This window comes from Rhizobium sp. LEGMi-198b, assembly GCF_054114205.1.
This window is the reverse complement of sequence record NZ_JBSYVH010000003.1, coordinates 347,732-362,147: the sequence shown is the minus strand read 5'-3', so window position 1 is coordinate 362,147 and position 14,416 is coordinate 347,732. Positions and strand designations below refer to the sequence as shown.

Annotated in this window: 17 protein-coding genes; 10 read left to right on the top strand and 7 right to left on the bottom strand. The window is 56.8% G+C overall.

Features of this window, described 5'->3' with window-relative positions:
* Window positions 1-10: 10 nt before the first annotated feature.
* The 5 genes from ACXHXG_RS14570 to ACXHXG_RS14550 form a co-directional block, all read right to left on the bottom strand.
* On the bottom strand, window positions 11-1,498 hold the full coding sequence (locus ACXHXG_RS14570) for an aldehyde dehydrogenase family protein (RefSeq protein WP_457899712.1): 1,488 nt from the start codon (window positions 1,496-1,498) through the stop codon (window positions 11-13).
* A gap of 35 nt (window positions 1,499-1,533) precedes the next feature.
* Window positions 1,534-2,619: an ABC transporter ATP-binding protein gene (locus tag ACXHXG_RS14565; protein WP_457899711.1), complete on the bottom strand. Its 1,086-nt coding sequence runs from the start codon at window positions 2,617-2,619 to the stop codon at window positions 1,534-1,536.
* An 11-nt stretch (window positions 2,620-2,630) separates the two neighbouring features.
* Entirely contained in the window at window positions 2,631-3,470 is an 840-nt protein-coding gene (locus ACXHXG_RS14560) for a carbohydrate ABC transporter permease (protein ID WP_457899710.1), read from the bottom strand.
* Window positions 3,471-3,481: 11 nt separating this feature from the next.
* Entirely contained in the window at window positions 3,482-4,429 is a 948-nt protein-coding gene (locus ACXHXG_RS14555) for a carbohydrate ABC transporter permease (protein WP_457899709.1), read from the bottom strand.
* A 64-nt stretch (window positions 4,430-4,493) separates the two neighbouring features.
* On the bottom strand, window positions 4,494-5,756 hold the full coding sequence (locus ACXHXG_RS14550) for an ABC transporter substrate-binding protein (RefSeq protein WP_457899708.1): 1,263 nt from the start codon (window positions 5,754-5,756) through the stop codon (window positions 4,494-4,496).
* Between the two features lie 234 nt (window positions 5,757-5,990).
* On the opposite strand from ACXHXG_RS14550, the gene ACXHXG_RS14545 reads away from it, so the two are divergent.
* The 9 genes from ACXHXG_RS14545 to ACXHXG_RS14505 all read left to right on the top strand — a co-directional run bounded on the left by ACXHXG_RS14545 (window position 5,991) and on the right by ACXHXG_RS14505 (window position 13,577).
* Window positions 5,991-7,037: a LacI family DNA-binding transcriptional regulator gene (locus ACXHXG_RS14545; RefSeq protein ID WP_457899707.1), complete on the top strand. Its 1,047-nt coding sequence runs from the start codon at window positions 5,991-5,993 to the stop codon at window positions 7,035-7,037.
* A gap of 77 nt (window positions 7,038-7,114) precedes the next feature.
* Window positions 7,115-8,149, top strand: a complete 1,035-nt coding sequence (locus tag ACXHXG_RS14540; RefSeq protein WP_457900008.1) for a proline racemase family protein — start codon at window positions 7,115-7,117, stop codon at window positions 8,147-8,149.
* A gap of 11 nt (window positions 8,150-8,160) precedes the next feature.
* Window positions 8,161-9,906, top strand: coding sequence for a choline dehydrogenase (locus ACXHXG_RS14535; RefSeq protein ID WP_457899706.1), 1,746 nt, complete (start codon window positions 8,161-8,163; stop codon window positions 9,904-9,906).
* A gap of 11 nt (window positions 9,907-9,917) precedes the next feature.
* The gene (locus tag ACXHXG_RS14530) at window positions 9,918-10,427 is read left to right on the top strand and encodes a cupin domain-containing protein (protein WP_457899705.1); all 510 of its coding nucleotides are present in this window, start codon (window positions 9,918-9,920) and stop codon (window positions 10,425-10,427) included.
* Between the two features lie 50 nt (window positions 10,428-10,477).
* Complete coding sequence (locus ACXHXG_RS14525) at window positions 10,478-11,242, top strand: alpha/beta fold hydrolase (protein WP_457899704.1); 765 nt, start codon at window positions 10,478-10,480, stop codon at window positions 11,240-11,242.
* On the top strand, window positions 11,235-12,044 hold the full coding sequence (locus ACXHXG_RS14520; protein WP_457899703.1) for an aspartate dehydrogenase: 810 nt from the start codon (window positions 11,235-11,237) through the stop codon (window positions 12,042-12,044). Before ACXHXG_RS14525 ends, ACXHXG_RS14520 begins: the two co-directional genes overlap by 8 nt.
* Before the next feature lie 9 nt (window positions 12,045-12,053).
* Window positions 12,054-12,806, top strand: a complete 753-nt coding sequence (locus ACXHXG_RS14515; protein ID WP_457899702.1) for an SDR family oxidoreductase — start codon at window positions 12,054-12,056, stop codon at window positions 12,804-12,806.
* 18 nt (window positions 12,807-12,824) lie between these two features.
* The gene (locus ACXHXG_RS14510; RefSeq protein WP_457899701.1) at window positions 12,825-13,139 is read left to right on the top strand and encodes an NIPSNAP family protein; all 315 of its coding nucleotides are present in this window, start codon (window positions 12,825-12,827) and stop codon (window positions 13,137-13,139) included.
* Window positions 13,140-13,157: 18 nt separating this feature from the next.
* Window positions 13,158-13,577 (top strand): heme-binding protein, encoded by a 420-nt coding sequence (locus ACXHXG_RS14505; RefSeq protein WP_457899700.1) that lies wholly within the window; start codon window positions 13,158-13,160, stop codon window positions 13,575-13,577.
* Between the two features lie 210 nt (window positions 13,578-13,787).
* Here ACXHXG_RS14505 and ACXHXG_RS14500 read toward each other — a convergent pair whose 3' ends face one another.
* A complete protein-coding gene (locus ACXHXG_RS14500) occupies window positions 13,788-13,946 on the bottom strand; it encodes a hypothetical protein (protein ID WP_457899699.1) in 159 nt (52 codons plus the stop codon).
* 8 nt (window positions 13,947-13,954) lie between these two features.
* Here ACXHXG_RS14500 and ACXHXG_RS14495 point away from each other — a divergent pair, with 8 nt between their 5' ends.
* Complete coding sequence (locus ACXHXG_RS14495; RefSeq protein WP_457899698.1) at window positions 13,955-14,128, top strand: hypothetical protein; 174 nt, start codon at window positions 13,955-13,957, stop codon at window positions 14,126-14,128.
* 74 nt (window positions 14,129-14,202) lie between these two features.
* Here the strand turns inward: ACXHXG_RS14495 and ACXHXG_RS14490 are convergent, their stop codons facing one another.
* The gene (locus ACXHXG_RS14490) at window positions 14,203-14,406 is read right to left on the bottom strand and encodes a hypothetical protein (protein ID WP_457899697.1); all 204 of its coding nucleotides are present in this window, start codon (window positions 14,404-14,406) and stop codon (window positions 14,203-14,205) included.
* Window positions 14,407-14,416: the final 10 nt, after the last annotated feature.

The following is a 14,416-nucleotide window of genomic DNA, read 5'->3' as shown; positions in this document are numbered from 1 at the left end:
CCGTGGCGGATCAGCTTGCCGTGTGTGGCAAGGCGTGCGGCCGTTGGCCGAGTTTAATGAACACCGACTTGACCTCTGTGAACTCGAGAAGACCGTCCATGCCGTTCTCGCGTCCGATACCGCTTTCCTTGAACCCGCCGAACGGCATCTGGACGGATGTTTCCAGGAACGTATTGACGTAGACCGTTCCGCTCTTCAATTCGCGCGAAACCCGAATCGCCTTGTCGATGTCCTTGGTCCAAAGGCCATTGCCGAGACCATAGTTCGTGTCGTTCGCAAGCTCGATGGCTTCGTCCACCGTCTTGAACGTCGTCACCGCGAGCACTGGTCCAAAGATCTCCTCGCGGAAGATTTTCATGTTGGGCGTAACGCCGGAAAAGATCGTCGGCGCGACATAGAAGCCCTTTCCGAATGTGCTGTCGGTAAGACGCTTACCCCCGATTTCCAGCTTCGCGCCTTCATCAAGCCCCACCTGGATATAGCCAAGAACCTTTTCCATGTGCTGCTCGTGGATCAGCGCACCGAGATCTGCCTCAGCGTCCTCGGGCAGACCGATGCGGATCTTGTGCGAACGCTCGACAAGCTTTTCGATGAACGTGTCTGCGATCTGTTCCTCGATCAGCAGACGCGTGCCTTGAACGCATTCCTCACCCTGGTTCAGGATGTAGCCGAATAGGACGCCATCCAGTGCGGCTTCGATATCTGCGTCCGCAAACACCACGTTTGCGGCCTTGCCGCCGAGCTCCAGTCCGACACGCTTCATCTGTTCGGCGGCGCGAGCGGCTATCCGCTTCCCGACGGCAGTCGATCCAGTGAACGAAATCATGTCGACCCCAGGATGACCAGTCAGCGCTTCACCGACAGCGCGGCCGGAGCCCGTCACCACGTTGATCACGCCATCGGGGATGCCCGCCTCTTTGGCAAGTGCTGCAATTTCTAGAGTGGTGCTCGATGTGAGTTCCGACGGCTTGATTACCGTCGTGCAGCCCGCAGCGAGTGCAAAAGGTAACTTCTGAAAGAGGGTCACCAGCGGGAAGTTCCAGGGCGTGATCATCGCGACAACGCCGCGCGGTTCGCGCGCCACCAAGCCAAGATTTGCATCGCCGATGTTCGACACGAGATCGCTCGGAATTTGCCATGCCAATGCTGCAGCATAGCTGGCAAGCTCGATCGACCACTCCGTTTCGCCCTTGGCGAAGCGGATGGGCTTACCCACTTCCTCAGCTTCCATCTTGGCAAGCTTGTCGACATTCAGCGTGAGCAGCTCGATCCATCTTCCAATTGCCTTGGCGCGTTCGGAGCCTGGAAGTGCGGACCAGACCGACCTGTCGTCGAACGCTCTCCTCGCCGCTTTGACAGCGAGGTCGACTTCACGTTCGCCGCTATCTGCAAAGCGAGAAAGCAGCTTGCCGGTTGCGGGCGAGGTTCGTTCTACGCTGGCGGAAGTCTTGGCCCAGGAACCATCGATCCAGTTCCCATAGTCTCGGACGTTGGTCATTTTTATTCCTTCGTTGTTGGACGTGAGCAGCAAGATTAGTGCCGCACGACGGCATCGTCATTGGCAACCACGCGCAGCAGTTCCGATGGGGCCACCACTCCGATGGTGTCGCCGGCCTTCACCTGGGTACGGTCGGTGACGATAACGAACCGGATGTCGCCTACACTGACATAGATGTTGGTTGTTTGGCCGAGAGGCTCGACTAGCTCCACCAGTGCGTCCGTCGCCCCTTGCTTGCCCGGTGCGGTCACCATGAGGTGTTCCGGACGGATGCCAAGCAGCAAGCCGCCCTTGGCGTCCACGACCTGGGACGCAAATGCACGTTCATCCTCGGTCAAAGAATGAGCAAAGCCAGGGATGACGCAGGTCACAGCAGTGCCCGGCTTGAGCTGGGCGGAAAACAGGTTCATCGGTGGGGAGCCGATGAACTCTGCCACGAAGCGGGTCTTCGGGCGGTCATAGACTTCCAGTGGCGAGGCGATCTGGACCATGTTTCCCTTGCTCATGACAGCGATGCGGTCGGCCATTGCCATCGCTTCGATCTGGTCGTGGGTTACGTAGATCGTGGTAATGCCGAGATTGGTGACAAGCTTCTTGATCTCGGTCCGCATTACGGCGCGAAGCTTTGCATCGAGGTTGGAAAGGGGCTCGTCCATCAGGAAGACCTTAGGATTGCGCACGAGAGCCCTCGCTAGGGAAACGCGCTGACGCTGTCCGCCCGAAAGCTGCGACGGCTTGCGCTGCAGGTATTCGTGAAGCCCAAGCTTTTCGGCCGTCTCCTCGACCTTTCGCCGGCGACTCGCTTCATCAAACTTCCGGATCTTGAGAGGAAACTCGATATTCTTAAATACAGTCATATTCGGATAAAGACCGTAATCCTGGAACGCCATCGCGATGTCGCGGTGGCGTGGCTCGGCGTAGGTCATGTCCGCCCCGTTTATGCTGATGCGGCCGGAGGTCGGAAGCTCAAGTCCAGCAACCATGCGCAGGGTGGTCGTTTTGCCGCAACCGGACGGACCGAGCATGCAGAAGAACTCGCCGTCCTTGATATCGACGGAGACGCCGTTGACGACCCGAAGCGGCCCGAACTGCTTGGTGACGGTATCGATGTGAATAGCCATGGGAGGGCTCCTTAACCTTTGACCGCGCCGAGCGTCAGGCCGCGGACGAGATAGCGTTGCATGAGAAGGACGAGCACGACGACCGGCAAGGACATCACGACGCCTGCGGCGGATGCCAGACCCCACGCGATTGCCTTGGGCTTGATCGCGTTAGCCGCGATAACAGGCAAGGTTTTCGCCTCCTGCGAGGTGAGCATGCTTGCCAGGAGGAACTCGTTCCAGGCGAACATGAAGACAATTACCATCGTCGCTGCCAATCCCGGCAAGAGAAGCGGGAGCGTGACGCGCCAGAACGTTTCGAACCGGCTGCATCCATCGATCATCGCCGCTTCCTCGATGGATTGCGGGATGTCTTGAATAAAGACGCGCATGACCCACACGACAAACGGCAGACCAGAGAGTGCGTAAGCGGCAGTTAGCAGCCACGGAGTGTCGAAAATCCCAAGTTGACGGGCTATGATGAACATTGGAATGACCGACACGATTGGAGGAAGCATGCGAATCGACAGGATTTCGAAGGCAAGGAATTCCTTGCCTTTGATCTCGAAGCGAGCAAGCGCATAGGCTGCCATGGTGCCGGCTGCCATTGCCAGGCAGGTTGACATACCGACAATCAGGGCGCTGTTGATCAGGGCGTCCCATGCCTTGAGTTCGGTGAAGAGTTGCCGATAGTTGTCGAAGGTCGGTGCGAAAGACCAAACCGGCGGGAAAGCCGAGATATCGACCTCCGATTTAAAGGAGGAAGATGCCATCCAATAGATTGGAAAGGCGAAGAAGAGGGTCGCTGCGATCGCCGCGGCATAGGCGGCTGTCCCGTTGATGCCTTTTTTGATGAGTCTTGTGTTGGACATCGTCGCGCTCCTCAGCGGTTTTCTTTGTCAGCGACGAGCTTCAGGAAGCCGGTCACATTCACGAAGACGATGACGATCAAAAGGATGATGACGAGCGCGATCCACGACAACGCCGAACCATATCCAAGGTCGAAGATGCGGAAGTTAACGCGCTGCAGATAGACGCTAAGTAGGTCCGTCGCGAAATCCGGCCCACCGCGTGTGATGATGTAAACGGTATCATAGGTCCTGAACGCATCCACGATACGAAGCAGGGTCGCGATCACGATCACCGGCTTGAGCATTGGCAGCGTGACGTGGAAGAACGTGCTTAAATGGCCCGCGCCATCAATCTGAGCAGCTTCGAATGGGCTGCGAGGCAGGGACCGAAGACCGGCAAAGATGATGATGAACATGAAAGGCGTCCATTGCCATACGTCCACCAGGATAATTGAGGCAAGTGCCCCGCTCGGAGAACCTGCCCATGCGAGCGGCGCAATTCCGATGAACGACAGCAGGTAATTAAGAATACCAAGGTCAGGCATCATCATGGTGCGCCAGACGATCCCAACCGCGATTGGGGTAATCAGCATCGGGATGAGCAGAAACGTTCGAAGGAACAGGAAACCTGGTCTGTTCTGATTGAACAGCAGCGAGAGCAGCACAGCCAAAGTAAGGGATAGGGTGACGCTCACAGCGGTAAAGAGCAGCGTCAGGCTGACGGAGTGCCAGAATTGGGTGTCGCTGAAGGCACGAACATAGTTGGCAAAGCCGATGACGGAGTAGTTAGTGCCGAACGTCGGATTGTAGTTTGTCAGCGAAATGTACAGCGAATGCAGCAGCGGGTAGAGCCCCACTACGTTCATGATAATGAGTGTCGGTGCCAGCAGTAGCCTTGGCACGTTCTTTTCACCAGCACGAACCGCTTTCGTCGCACCTAGGGCAGCCGGGGGGGCCGCGATAGAGCCAGCTTTGGCCATGGGAATTGTCCTTATACCGGGTCACGGCAACACGCGGGGGGTGCCGTGACCTTGTATGTTTGGGTTAGGAGCGGATGACGGAGGCCAGCGCCTTTTCGGCGTCTTCCATGGCTTCCTGCGGCGTCTTACGGCCATTCACGCCCGCCAGAATGTTTTCATAGAGAACGCGCTGAACTTCAACGGCATTTGTCAGGCGATAGGGCGGGATGCTGACCGGCGTCGTGCCACGCGCTTTGAAATCGCGGAAAGCCTGCAGCATCGGGACTTTGGCCAGAACGTCATCGCTATCGATGTCGGACTGCAGGCAAAGGGAGGATTCGCCACCTTCCCGGAACAGCTTGTAGGCTTCGCCTTCACTCATCCACTTCAGGAACTTGTAGGCCTCGGCTTTATTTTCAGATGCGGCATTGATCAGGATCGACCAACCGCCGATCATCTGCTGCTGAAACTTTTCAGTCGGGGCAACGGTATAGCCGAATTTTCCTTTGTACGGGCCATCTTCGATACCAACGATAACATCCGACCAGGTTATCATCATTGCAGCCTTGCCCTGCTGCATGGTCGAGGAGCCTTCTGCGTAGTCGAAGCCCTCGACACCTTTCGGGGTGAACGGCAACACCTCACGCAGACGTTCGATGGCGCGGGCGCCCTGGCCTTCCGAGTTGAAGACTATCTTGTTGTTCTCATCGAGAACGCCGTCGTCGTGAGGAGCGATCTTCGTCATGCCCATGAGGCGACTGCCCCAGTCGCCGCTCATGTGAGCATCTTGACCGCCGAGCATCAGAACGTTGCCGGCGACCTCGTCGGAATGAAGCTTTTTAGCCGCTTCGCGATACTCGTCCCAGTTTTCCGGCACCTTGGTGATGCCCGCCTTTTCAAACAGGTCTTTACGGTAAACGAAAACCGGAGTGGTCATCACGAGCGGCAAGCCCCAACGTTTGCCCTCGTATTCGGTATAAGTCGTGGATGCCGGCGAAAGCTTGTCGACGGAAATTTCCGACAGGGAAGAATCCTCGGCGCGAATGTCATCGAAGGAACTTGCCCATCCGTTGCGCAACGGCTGGCGGATCCAAAGATTGTCGGTGGTAAAAATATCAAAGGTGCTCGAACCCTGACTAAGTTCGATCAGAAGCTTTTCGTAGTGGGCCTCATAGGGATTCGACTCGCCGGTGACCTTTGCCGCAGCATAAGCCTTCGCGACGTTACCCGTCAGCGCGTTCGACCATGCGACGTTGCTGTTGAGGATATTGAGGCCTGCTGCAGCGGCGAAGCTGCGACCGGCAGGAAGCAATGCATAGGCTGCCGCACCGGCCGCCAGCGTTCTCATCAACGCTCGGCGAGACAACTCACTGGAGAATGGTCGTTGTGTCATATCAGTTCCCCTATTTTTGATGGGCATAATCGGCAGTTATTCCTCACCGCCGAGTAAACGTTTACACAAAAACATCAGCAATTCGCTTTGTCAATCCGGTTTTTATGGACGCGTTGGATTTCACCCAATATAAAAATAAATGATTTTGGGCCCAAAAAGCGCGCTCACCCTAAGGAGCCATGAAAGATTATGAAGAAAACGCCAGAAAATCAGCGTCGCGCGACGATTCATGACGTCGCAAAGATCGCCAATGTGTCGATTGCGACAGTTTCGCGCGTTCTGAACAAGCCGGAAAATGTCAATCGTGACATGTATGATCGGGTTATGGCAGCAGCCTCAGAACTCGGCTACACCACGAATTCAGCCGGAAAAGCCCTTAAAATAGCGCGGACCCGGACAATAGGCACGCTCCTCCCCCGGTTAGACGACCCAATTTTCTCGGAAATTGCTCACGGCATACAGGAAACCCTGTTCGCCCATGACTATGTCGGCTTCCTCCAGACCTCTGGATATGACAATAGCAAGATCTTCGATGCTGTTTTCCGGCTTTTAAATCGCGGCGCTGAGGGTTTACTTGTTTTCGGACGTATCGATGACGAGAGATTACTTGATTTTACCGAGAAAAATCGCGTTCCCATTTTGCAAATCTATTCCTATCTTGAAGGAAACCGGATTCCTTCGGTCGGGATCGACAACTATGCCTCGACGCAGAAGATCGCACAGCTAATGCTGCAGCTTGGACACCAGGACATCGCGTTGATTTCAGGACCGACGAAGGGCAATGACCGCCAGCAGTCGCGATTGAAGGCCTATCAGGACATCATGAAGGCAAATGGCTTCAAGACCACGGAACAAGTGGTCAATCCAGGCTATACAATCAATGATGCGGGCCAGGCTTTTCGGAGAATATTGGAGGAAAATCAAAAGGTCACTGCCGTCATGTGCGCGACGGACTTGCTTGCCTGCGGCGTACTTGCCGAGTGCCGGAAGCTTGGAATCAAGGTGCCTAACGACATTTCCGTATCGGGATTTGAGGATGTCAGTTTCGCGTCTCTCCTGTATCAGCCACTGACGACACTTGCCGTTCCCTCCGGCGATATGGGGAGGTACGCCGCACGCGCGATGATCGCGAATCTCGAAGAAGGACAGAAGCTCACCTCGATGCAATTTGAGACCAGTCTAATCATGAGAGATTCGATTGCTCGCGCTCCCGGCGGCTCAAACAGAGCTGCTTGACGGATTTTCTGAAAACGTTTACTCCTATTCTCAATCAAGAGAACCGCGATCGATTTTTGCGGATAGGGGTATTCAACATGCGCTTCAGTAAAATGGTGACAGTCGTCGGCGCTCATGCTGCGGGCGAATTAAATGAGGTCATCACGGGAGGTGTGCTCCCGGTTCCCGGTGATACGATTTTCCAGAAGATGCAGTATCTGGAAAAACATGGCGACGAACTTCGACAGTTCCTTCTGCACGAACCGCGCGGTAAGGTCACGCAATGCGTCAACCTGGTCCTGCCGGCAACCCATCCAGAAGCGAATGCGGGCTTCATTATCATGGAGTCGGAGTATTATGTTCCGATGTCGGGTACCAATACGATCTGTACGGCGACTGTGCTGCTGGAGACCGGAATGGTGCCGATGGTCGAGCCGGTGACCCATCTGACGCTGGAAGCGCCGGCTGGTCTCGTCAAGGTGAAAGCAGATTGCAAGGACGGTAAGGTCCGCGGAGTCACTTTCTCAAACGTTCCATCCTTCGTAATGGCGCTCGACAAGCACGTCGAAGTGCCTGGGCTCGGTACCGTCAAGGTCGATGTGGCTTATGGCGGCATGATTTATGCGCTCGTTGATGCGACCGCGCTCGGCTATTCGATCACCCAGGACGAAGCCGCGGAGCTTGTAGAGGTTGGAGAGAAAATCAAGCTCGCTGCAGCTGAACAGGTGCCAGCAGTTCATCCTGAAAACCCGGAAATCCACACGATCAATCAGACGCTTTTCGCTGGACCGATTCGCAACGAAAATGGCGTCAAGCGTTCAAAGAACACTGTGATCGTTTCCCCGGGCCGCCATGACCGTTCGCCGTGCGGAACTGGCACCAGCGCGCGCCTTGCCGTGCTGCACGCGAAAGGACAGATCGGCGTCGGCGAAAAATTCATTCATGAGTCGATCATCGGGACCGAGTTCATCGGTGAAATCGAGGAGACAACGGTGATTGCGGGTCAGCACGCAATCCGACCGGCGATTACGGGAACGGCATGGATCACCGCGTTCCACCAATATGTGCTGGATCCAACTGATCCGTTCCCGACGGGCTACAAGCTCGGTGACACCTGGAAGACCCCGAACTAGGAGCCAGGAAGATGGCTTTCTCGCTGGTAATGACGCACGCCAGTTATAGCCTCCGTCAGCAAAATGGCGGATCTGCGAACTCAACAATGGTGAAAAAAATGGGCAAGATTTCAACAGCTCCGTCACGCTCCAGTTATGATTACGTGATCATCGGATCTGGTTCTGCCGGCAGCGTCCTGGCCGGGCGCTTGTCGGAAGATGGGAAAAACCGTGTTCTTCTGCTGGAGGCAGGCCCATCTGACCAGCACATCTATATCCGCATGCCCGCGGCGCTCCCCCTTCCGCTAGCAAATGACCGGTTCAATTGGTTCTATACATCAGAGCCCGAGCCGCATTTGAACGACAGGACGGTGCTCGAGGCGCGCGGCCGCGTCCTCGGCGGTTCTTCCTCCATCAATGGCATGAACTGGGTACGCGGGAATCCATGGGACTACGACAACTGGGCCGCGATGGGCCTCAAGGGTTGGAGCTATAGGGAGGTCCTGCCCTATTTCCGGCGTGCGGAAACTTCCGATAAGGGCAACAACGCCTACCGTGGCGGCAAAGGCCCTATGAAGATCGAGACCTGCAAGGCGAAGGGACCGCTTTACCAGGCTTTTTTGAAGGCTGGCGAGCAGGCCGGTCACAAGTATATCGAGGATCATAACGCCTACCGGCAAGAGGGTGTGCATATAACCCAGCGTAATGTGGGCAACGGCATCCGTTGGAGCACCTCGCAAGCCTACATCCATGCTCAGCCCGAGCGGCCGAACCTTGACGTTGTGATCAACGCCAAGGTTCTCAAGATCGATTTTGAAGGAAAGCGCGCCGTAAGGGTTCAGGCCAGGATCGACGGAAAGCACTACTCGATTGGCGTGGACAAGGAACTTCTGCTGGCGGCAGGCGCCATCAACTCGCCGCAGCTTTTGATGCTGTCAGGAATTGGCGACGCCGAAGACCTTCGCAAGCTTTCGATCCCAGTCGTCGCAAATCTGCCGGGCGTAGGCAGGGGGTTGAAGGACCATGTCGCGGCCCCAGTGCAATACCGTGCGACGAAACCGGTGTCCGTCGTCGGTAAGTTGACGCGGTTCGGCAAATTGAAGCTTGGCCTTCAGTGGCTCATCGCAAAGAAGGGCCTCGGCGCAACCAACTTCTTTGAAGTGGGCGGGTTTCTGCGTACGAACAAAAAGCATCCCGTGCCTAACGTTCAGCTAGAATTCGTGCCGCTCATAGGCGAGATGCAGCACGGCAGTGTCGCCTTGGAGAACGGCTTTCAGTATTTCTTCAGCTTGATGCGGCCGAGAAGCGAGGGACGCGTTTGGCTTCAAAGTGCAGATCCCGACGTCGCACCGAAGTTCGTTTTCAACTTTCTTGAGAACGAGGAGGACCGGAAGGAAGCAATCGAGGCAGTCCGCGCAATCCGGAGAATTGTCGCTCAGCAGGCTTGGGACGATATTCGGGGCGAGGAAGTCACGCCGGGCAAGAACGTTCAGTCCGACGAAGAGATCCTCGAATTCCTTCGCAAGGAAGCCGGAACGAATTATCACCCCTGCTGCAGCTGCCGAATGGGAACAGATGAAATGTCGGTGGTTGATGCGCAAGCGCGCGTCCACGGTTTCGAAAACCTGCGCGTCATCGACGCTTCCATCATGCCAGCAATCGTTAGTGGTAACCTGAACGCCCCGGTCATCATGATGGCCGAGAAGCTCGCCGACGACATCCTTGGAAAGACGCTGCCGCCGCAGGCGGCCGAATACTACCTGCCTGCAGCAGAGTGAAGGAGTTTGAAATGACCCAAACAATCGAAGAGAAGAAGGGCGACGTGCTCATTTTGCGGCCGGAGGAAGGCAAGAACTTCTGGCAGCCGGTTCCGGCCAATGGTCATATTTCCGTTCGCGTGGCACCTGGCTTTGTTAATGTCGAAACGCCTTTCAGCCTCGGAACCCAAACCCTGCCTCCGAAAGGCTACGTACGCGAACACGCACATCCTGTTCACGACGAGGTGCTGCACTTCATCTCGGGCAGGGGCAAGGCTGTCGTCGAAGGCATCGAATATGATGCCGAGCCTGGGGTGACTATCTTTGTCGGCCGCAATCGCAGGCACATGTTCATCAACACAGGCATTGATGAGGACTTACATTGGCTTTGGTTCATTCAGCCGAACGGTTTGGAGGATTTCTTCGAGCAGATTGGTCGTCCGATGGAGACCGGCCAGCCTGATCCGACCCCTTTCCCGAGGCCTGATGATGTTCTCGAGATCGAGCGGCGCACTGCGTTTGTTGCAGCAAAACCGGAATAAACCCTAAGGGGACTGAAATGCCTACTATGATGGCGTCCGATGGATGCCGGGTGACGTATGACGTCTCCGGCAGCGGTGACGTGTTGCTTCTGATCCCCGGCCTGGGCGGTTCCGCCGCCTTTTGGTCCGCAGTATCGCCTCGTCTGGCGGAACGCTACAAAGTCGTCAGTTTCGACCATCGTGGCACAGGAAGAAGTGATCGTCCGAACGGAAAATATTCGATCACGCGGATCGCGAAGGATGCTCAGGAAATTCTGCAAGAAACCGGGGCTCGAACCGCGAGCGTTGTTGGACATTCGACGGGCGGAATGGTGGCCCAGTATCTGGCCCTCGATTATCCGGCGCTCGTCAAGCATCTGATCATCAGTGGAAGCTGGGAGAAACCGGATCCCCGCTTCCGGACGATGTTCGAGGCGCGCCTTGATATTCTGCTCGAAGCTGGACCCAGAGTATACCAGCGCCTTACCCACGCAATTGGTTACCCGGCAGACTATCTCGAGCGGAACCGCGATGATCTGGCTGAGGTTGTCGAATTGGCACAAGCGGCCCTTTCCCCGGTGGCTGTGGCAGCGGGGCGCATCGAGATGCTGCTTTCCGACCATCGCGCCGGCGAGCTTGCATCGATCAAGGCATCAACGCTGGTGATCGGCGCAACCGACGACGCTCTGATTCCTTTTTATCATTCCCAACGGCTTGCAGCGATGATCCCGGGGGCTCAGCTCGCCGTCCTCGATGGCGCTCATTTCTTTCCGAAGGTGCACCCTGACAGGTTTGCCAAGATTGTCCGGCAATTCGTGGAGTACGGATATGCATAAAGATCCAAAGAAAATTGCCATCATCGGCTTCGGAGCGATGGCGCGCAGCCTGCAGGCGTCGCTTGCCAACTCGGGCGATGATTTCGAAATACGGGCGACGCTGCTTCCTGAAGAATTCAGGGTAGCCGCCGACATTCCGCAATCGGTGAACGCCTTCGGTTCGGTCGACGAACTCTTGGAGTGGAGGCCGTCGCTGGTTGTGGAATGCGCCAGCCATGAAGCGGTGCACGATGCGGTACCGTCACTCCTTGCAGCGGGTGTGGACGTTGTCGTCGTTTCAATTGGCAGCCTCTCGGACGCCTCGTTGCTGACCAAATTGGAAGCGGCCGCAAAAAGCGGAAAAAGCCGTCTGACCGTTGCGTCGGGAGCGATCGGTGGCTTGGACGTATTGAGGTCGGCAAAGATCGCTGGATTGAGCAACGTCGTCTATACCGGTAGCAAGCCGCCAGCTGCCTGGAAGGGTACACCGGCGGACGAGCAGTTCGATCTCACCTCTCTGACCGAACGCACCGTCATCTTTGACGGCAACGCGGCGGGTGCCGCGAAGCTCTATCCGAAGAACGCAAACGTCACGGCAGCCGTCGCGCTTGCGGGTGTCGGCTTCGAAGAGACCAGAGTGACGCTGATCGCTGATCCCGGGTCGGCAAGCAACACGCACCAGGTCGAAGCCGAAGGTGCCTTCGGCCGCTTTTCGATCGTCTTGGAAAACCGTCCCCTTCCAGACAATCCCAAGACATCGTGGCTTGCTGCATTGAGCATCGAGCAATGCATCACCCGCCATTTCCAGAACATCGAATTATGAGGTATCAAGATGCGTCTCATCAATAAAGTTGCAATCGTCACAGGCGCCGGAGCGGGCATTGGCGCGGCCACAGCGGAGTTATTCGTCAACGAAGGGGCAAAAGTCGTCGTTGCCGACTACAATGCCGACGCGGTGGGCGAGGTCGTCGGGCGCATTGGAGAAGATGCGATCGGCTGTACGGTCGACGTCCGGAACAGTGCGCAGGTGAAAGCGATGATCGATCTTGCTGTGAACACCTTCGGTGGCCTTGACATTATCGTCAACAACGCCGGACGTGGCAGCCTGGGCACGGTCGAGACGATGGACGAAAATGACTGGGACGACATTATCGCAGTCAATTTGAAGGGTGTTTACCTCTGCTCCAAATACGCGATCCCGGCTCTGCGCGCTCGCGGCGGCGGATCGATCGTCAACACGGCCTCCAACATCGTTCAGTTCGCCATCAAGGATCGCGCTGCTTATGTGGCTGCGAAGGGAGGAGTCGCGGCCTTGACGCGAGCAATGGCGCTTGACCATTCTGCCGACAACATCCGAGTGAACTCCGTCGCTCCGGGCGTGATCTGGTCAAACTACTACAACAATATGTTGACCCAAGTGCCCGACCCCGATGCTTTCGTAAACGGTCTCAAGGCCCGCGCTCCGATGGGTCGCTATGGCGAGCCGCGCGATATTGCCAATGCCATTCTGTATCTAGCATCCGAAGAGTCTGCCTTTGCCACCGGCACCATGTTGACGGTGGATGGCGGGGCTGCGGCTTGGTAAACGCGGACGGTTAGACGGATGATATTGGAAGAACGCGACTACCGTATCAAGGCGGGCTATTTGGGCGACTTTCTCGAGAAATACGAGACACTTGGCTTGCCCGTCCAGCGCGAGCACCTGGGCGACCCGCATGCCTTCTTCACCTCTGAAATTGGCGAGTTGAACCATGTGGTCTCGATGTGGCGCTATGCGGATCTTACCGATCGTTCCGCAAAGCGGAGCCTGATGCTCAGTGATCCTCGCTGGCCTGGCTATCTGGCTAGCATCAAGGGTCTGATCGATGTCCAGAACATCCGCATTCTCACGCCGGTGTCGTTCTCGCCGCTAAAATAATTCCAAGGATTTAGAGAGATGCCAATCTACAAAGAAACAATATCGATGACTCACAAGGGCGCGTTGAATGCACTTGCTGCAGCAGTCGCGGAGGCAACGCGCATCGGCGTGCCCCAGTGCGTGTTCGTCGTTGATGTAAGCGGAGAGACGATCGCTAGCGTCCGGATGGATGGCGCGAAATATCTCAGCATGCACACCGCTCGGGCGAAGGCTCGTACCGCCGCTTCGATCAACGCACCGACAGGATCGATGGCTTTCGAGTTCGGCACGTCCGCTGGCATTGCCTCACAAGGGGGCGTAACTCCGCTCCCCGGTGGTTTACCTATTCGCTTTGGTGGCAAACTGGCCGGGGCGATCGGCATCGGCTCGGGGAGCGGCGAGCAAGATTTCCAGGTCGGTCGCGCCGCATTGGCTGCAATCGGTGCCGATGAAGTTTAGTGGCTAATGCAGAGGTCAGGGACCGCGGTCGGCCAATTGACACGCGGCTGCCCATCCAAGGACGTCCCGAACAAATAGCGACGAGGGTGATCTTCTTCGTGCTGGGGCTTGGGATGGCAAGCATGGGCACCGCTCATACCCTTCGTAAAGCAGCGCACCGGGATACCTGAGAGTTCAATCGGTTTTCTTTTGCTTTGCCTCGGCTTGGGCTCAATGGCGATGCCGGTCGCCGGTGCTCTTGCCCACAAGTTCGGCTGCCGCGCGATTTTGCTGTTCTGCGGCGCTTATCTGTGCGGCGCTGCCCATTTTGGCCTGCAGCTCTTCCCTCACAGTCATCAGTGTTGCGTTGTTCATCTTCGGTGCGCGCATCGGGCGCCATGGACAGCACCGTCAACATCCAGGCCGTTATCGTCGAGCGCGCAAGCGGCATGCCGATGATGGCAGGCTTTCACGGGATGTTCAGTGTCGGGGGCATCTTTGGTGCGGGAGGTCCGGTGGCCGTCTGCGCAAAGGCGCTGATTTCCAGCGCCTCACCCGAGAAATCTTTGTAGGTCGGGAGCCTCCTCAAAACTCCTCCCATGCAGCAGCCGTAGCCGCCGCTCGTCACTGACTTAGGCAGCAACTGTTAGTGACGAGCAGCATCGGCATTGCCGCCGGCAGCGCGCATCTGTGCCAGACTGGTGGAGAAGCCGAGCCTCATGCCCTGTTCGGCGGCGTCATGCAGGCGATCACGCGATCGGTCGCCTTCTGCGAGCGCCCTGCGATGGAGCGGCTTGATCTGGCGACGGCTGACCGCTAGGTTGCCGCCGCGAACAAATTGCAACGACACGGGGATCTTC

What these genes read in the sequence shown, in the direction of transcription:
- ACXHXG_RS14550 (WP_457899708.1), bottom strand. Translation starts at nt 5,756, where the DNA reads ATGAGAACGCTGGCGGCCGGTGCGGCAGCCTATGCATTGCTTCCTGCC.
- ACXHXG_RS14510 (WP_457899701.1), top strand. Translation starts at nt 12,825, where the DNA reads ATGATATTGGAAGAACGCGACTACCGTATCAAGGCGGGCTATTTGGGC.
- ACXHXG_RS14530 (WP_457899705.1), top strand. Translation starts at nt 9,918, where the DNA reads ATGACCCAAACAATCGAAGAGAAGAAGGGCGACGTGCTCATTTTGCGG.
- ACXHXG_RS14545 (WP_457899707.1), top strand. Translation starts at nt 5,991, where the DNA reads ATGAAGAAAACGCCAGAAAATCAGCGTCGCGCGACGATTCATGACGTC.
- ACXHXG_RS14520 (WP_457899703.1), top strand. Translation starts at nt 11,235, where the DNA reads ATGCATAAAGATCCAAAGAAAATTGCCATCATCGGCTTCGGAGCGATG.
- ACXHXG_RS14570 (WP_457899712.1), bottom strand. Translation starts at nt 1,498, where the DNA reads ATGACCAACGTCCGAGACTATGGGAACTGGATCGATGGTTCCTGGGCC.
- ACXHXG_RS14555 (WP_457899709.1), bottom strand. Translation starts at nt 4,429, where the DNA reads ATGGCCAAAGCTGGCTCTATCGCGGCCCCCCCGGCTGCCCTAGGTGCG.
- ACXHXG_RS14505 (WP_457899700.1), top strand. Translation starts at nt 13,158, where the DNA reads ATGCCAATCTACAAAGAAACAATATCGATGACTCACAAGGGCGCGTTG.
- ACXHXG_RS14565 (WP_457899711.1), bottom strand. Translation starts at nt 2,619, where the DNA reads ATGGCTATTCACATCGATACCGTCACCAAGCAGTTCGGGCCGCTTCGG.
- ACXHXG_RS14535 (WP_457899706.1), top strand. Translation starts at nt 8,161, where the DNA reads ATGGCTTTCTCGCTGGTAATGACGCACGCCAGTTATAGCCTCCGTCAG.
- ACXHXG_RS14540 (WP_457900008.1), top strand. Translation starts at nt 7,115, where the DNA reads ATGCGCTTCAGTAAAATGGTGACAGTCGTCGGCGCTCATGCTGCGGGC.
- ACXHXG_RS14515 (WP_457899702.1), top strand. Translation starts at nt 12,054, where the DNA reads ATGCGTCTCATCAATAAAGTTGCAATCGTCACAGGCGCCGGAGCGGGC.
- ACXHXG_RS14560 (WP_457899710.1), bottom strand. Translation starts at nt 3,470, where the DNA reads ATGTCCAACACAAGACTCATCAAAAAAGGCATCAACGGGACAGCCGCC.
- ACXHXG_RS14495 (WP_457899698.1), top strand. Translation starts at nt 13,955, where the DNA reads ATGGACAGCACCGTCAACATCCAGGCCGTTATCGTCGAGCGCGCAAGC.
- ACXHXG_RS14500 (WP_457899699.1), bottom strand. Translation starts at nt 13,946, where the DNA reads ATGCGCGCACCGAAGATGAACAACGCAACACTGATGACTGTGAGGGAA.